The following is a 4,448-nucleotide window of genomic DNA, read 5'->3' as shown; positions in this document are numbered from 1 at the left end:
TGACCAACCCAGCGGGCACACCAGTCACCGTGACCCTGAGCAACGGCTCGGTGATCACTATCGAAGCTGGTAAAACTACCGGCACCGTGACCGTTCCCGCCCCAGCCGATGACGTTTACAAAGACGCTGGCAAGGTTGAAGTCACGATCAAAGACGCCGCAGGCGGCAATTTCGAGAACCTAGTGCCGAGCACCGTTCCGGCAGTGACTGAAGTCACTGACACCATCGACACCACGTCGGTGAAGCTGACCGCGACCGAGTCCGCTGCTGAAGGTGGCACCGTCACCTACACCGCCACCGTTGGCGCACCTGTTACCGGTTCGCCAGTCGTGGTGACCCTGGCCAATGGTCAGAACATCACCATCGAAGTCGGCAAGACCACCGGCACCGTGACCACCACCGCACCGAACGATGCGCTGAACGGTCACGAACCGCTGACCAACTCGATTACCGGCGTCATCGGTGGTAACTACGAAAATCTGGTCGCTGACAAAACCCCGGTCAGCACCACCGTCACTGACACCGTGGACACGACGAATCTGTCGCTCAGCGCCACCAACTCGGTCGCCGAGGGTGGTTCAATCACCTACACCGCGACCCTGACCAACGCTGCTGGCTCGCCAGTCACCGTGACCCTGTCCAACGGTTCGGTGATTACCATCGAGGCCGGCAAGACCACTGGCACCGTGACCGTTCCGGCGCCTGCCGATGACGTCTACAAAGATGCCGGCAAGGTCGAAGTCACCATCAACGGTGCAACCGGCGGCAACTTCGAGAACCTCGTTCCGAGCACTGTTCCGGCCGTGACCGAAGTCACCGATACCATCGACACCACGTCGGTGAAGCTGACCGCAACCGAGTCCGCTGCTGAAGGTGGCACCGTCACCTACACCGCCACCGTTGGCGCACCTGTTACCGGTTCGCCAGTCGTGGTGACCCTGGCCAATGGTCAGAACATCACCATCGAAGTCGGCAAAACCACTGGCACCGTGACCACCACCGCGCCGAACGATGCGCTGAACGGTCATGCGCCGTTGACTAACGCCATCACCGACGTGAGCGGCGGCAACTACGAGAATCTGGTTGCCGACAAAACCCCGGTCAGCACCACCGTGACCGATACCGTCGACACCACCAACCTGTCGCTGGCCGCGACCGGCACCGTCGCTGAAGGCGGTTCGATCGTCTACACCGCAACCTTGACCAACCCGGCCGGTACGCCGGTAACCGTGACTTTGTCCAACGGCGCCGTGATCACCATCGACGCGGGCAAAACCACCGGCACCGTGACCGTTCCAGCGCCAGCCGATGACGTCTACAAGGACGCCGGCAAGGTTGAAGTGACCATCAAGGATGCTGCGGGCGGCAACTTCGAGAACCTGGTGCCGAGCACCGTTCCGGCCGTCACCGAAGTCACCGACACCATCGATACCTCGACCGTGAAGCTGAGCGCCGATACTTCGGTGGCTGAAGGCGGCACTGTCACCTACACCGCGACTGTTGGCGCTCCAGTGACTGGCGCACCTGTTGTTGTGACCCTGGCCAACGGTCAGACCATCACCATCGACATCGGCAAGACCACCGGCACCGTGACGACCACCGCTCCGAACGATGCGCTGAACGGTCATGAGCCGCTGAACAACTCGATCACCAATGTCAGCGGCGGCAACTACGAAAACCTCGTCGCCGACAAAACGCCGGTCAGCACCACCGTGACCGACACCGTCGACACCACCAACCTGTCGCTGAGCGCGACCCCGGCGGTGAACGAAGGCGGCCAGATCACCTACACCGCCACCCTGACCAACGCCGCCGGCACCCCGGTGACCGTGACGTTGAGCAATGGCGCAGTGATCACCATCGAGGCCGGCAAAACTTCCGGCACCGTGACCGTTGATGCACCGAAGGATGATGTCTACAAGGACGCCGGCACCGTTGAAGCGACCATCAAGGGCGCGACCGGTGGCGACTTCGAAAACCTGGTGACCAGCAACACGCCGGCGGTGACCACCGTCAACGACACCATCGACACCTCCACCGTGTCGCTGACTGCCACCGCCAACGTCGCCGAAGGCGAAACCGTGGTTTACACCGCGAGCGTCACCGCACCGGTAACCGGCTCGCCAGTTGTGGTCACTCTGTCCAATGGCCAGACCATCACCATCGCCGTCGGTGAAACCACCGGCAGCGTAAACTTCGTCGCGCCGAACAGCCCGTTGGCCGGCGGCAGCTCGCTGAGCGTCGCCATCGACAAGGTTGCCGGCGGCAATTATGAAAACCTGGTGGCCGACAAGACACCGGCGAACACCTCGGTGTCGGACACTGTCGACACCACCAACCTGAACCTGACCGCCAGCGACTCGGTGGCCGAGGGTGGTTCGATTGTTTACACCGCGACCCTGACCAACGCGGCTGGTTCGCCAGTCACCGTGACCCTGTCCAACGGCGCGGTGATCACCATCGAAGCCGGTAAAACGTCGGGCACCGTGACCGTTCCAGCTCCGGCTGATGACGTTTACAAAGACGCCGGTAAAGTCGAAGCAACCATTTCGACTGCCACCGGTGGCAACTTCGAAAACCTGGTGCCGAGCACTGTTCCGGCCGTCACCAACGTGACCGACACCATCGACACCACCACGGTCAAACTGACCGCGACCGAGTCTGCTGCTGAAGGTGGCACCGTCACTTACACCGCGACTGTCGGTGCGCCGGTGACTGGCTCGCCGGTCGTGGTGACCTTGGCCAATGGTCAGAACATCACCATCGAAGTGGGTAAAACCACTGGCACCGTGACTACCACTGCGCCGAACGATGCGTTGACCGGCCATGCGCCGCTGACCAACGCCATCACCGATGTGAGCGGCGGTAACTACGAAAACCTCGTGGCGGATAAAACGCCGGTTTCGACCAATGTCACCGACACCGTCGACACCACCAATCTGTCGCTCAGTGCGACCGGCACCGTGGCCGAGGGTGGCTCGATCGTCTACACCGCAACCCTGACCAACGCCGCTGGTTCGCCAGTCACCGTGACCCTGTCCAACGGCGCGGTGATCACCATCGAGGCCGGTAAAACCTCTGGCACCGTGACCGTTCCGGCGCCAGCCGATGACGTGTACAAGGACGCCGGTAAAGTCGAAGCAACCATTTCCAGCGCTACCGGTGGCAACTTCGAGAACCTGGTGCCGAGTACCGTTCCGGCCGTCACCAACGTTACCGATACCATCGACACCACCACGGTCAAACTGACCGCGACCGAATCGGCTGCGGAAGGTGGCACCGTCACCTACACCGCGACTGTCGGTGCTCCGGTAACCGGTTCGCCTGTGGTCGTGACCCTGGCTAACGGTCAGAACATCACCATCGAAGTCGGCAAGACCACCGGTACGGTCACCACCACCGCACCGAACGATGCGCTGACCGGTCATGCACCGCTGACCAATGCCATCACTAACGTCAGCGGCGGCAACTACGAGAACCTGGTGGCTGACAAGACTCCGGTCAGCACCACCGTGACCGATACCGTCGACACCACTAACCTTTCGCTCAGTGCCACAGGCACCGTCGCTGAAGGCGGCTCGATCGTTTACACCGCAACTCTGACCAATGCCGCTGGTTCGCCAGTCACCGTGACCCTGTCCAACGGCGCGGTGATCACCATCGACGCGGGTAAAACCACCGGCACCGTAACTGTTCCAGCTCCGGCGGACGACGTTTACAAAGACGCAGGCAAAGTCGAAGCAACCATTTCAACCGCCACCGGTGGCAACTTCGAAAACCTGGTGCCAAGTACCGTGCCGGCTGTCACCGAAGTCACCGACACGATCGACACCTCGACCGTCAAACTGACCGCCGATACCTCGGTAGCCGAAGGCGGCACCGTCACCTATACCGCCACTGTTGGCGCACCAGTCACCGGTTCGCCGGTCGTGGTGACCCTGGCCAACGGTCAGAACATCACCATCGAAGTCGGCAAGACCACTGGCACCGTCACCAGCACCGCGCCTAACGACGCGCTGACCGGTCATGCGCCTCTGACCAACTCGATCACAGGTGTGACTGGCGGCAATTACGAAAACCTCGTGGCTGACAAAACCCCGGTCAGCACTAACGTCACCGACACCGTCGACACCACCAACCTGTCGCTGTCCGCGACCGGTACCGTGGCTGAAGGTGGCTCGATCGTTTACACCGCGACCCTGACCAACGCCGCTGGCTCGCCAGTCACCGTGACGTTGAGCAACGGCGCCGTGATCACCATCGAAGCAGGCAAAACCACTGGCACCGTTACCGTTCCGGCCCCCGCCGATGACGTGTACAAGGACGCTGGCAAAGTCGAAGCGACCATTTCGACTGCTACCGGTGGCAACTTCGAGAACCTGGTACCGAGCACTGCTCCTGCAGTCACCAACGTCACCGACACCATTGATACCACCACGGTCAAACTG

1 protein-coding gene is annotated in these 4,448 nt (G+C 61.6%); it reads left to right on the top strand.

From position 1 onward, the window contains the following. A partial coding sequence (locus JN524_RS27110; RefSeq protein WP_337248680.1) for a beta strand repeat-containing protein occupies nucleotides 1-4,448 on the top strand: 4,448 nt, incomplete at both ends.

It is taken from the genome of Pseudomonas sp. MWU318 (genome assembly GCF_016756945.1).
Lineage (GTDB): Bacteria > Pseudomonadota > Gammaproteobacteria > Pseudomonadales > Pseudomonadaceae > Aquipseudomonas > Aquipseudomonas putida_A.
Note: the sequence above shows the minus strand (reverse complement) of the source record. Positions and strands in the feature narration are given on the sequence as shown.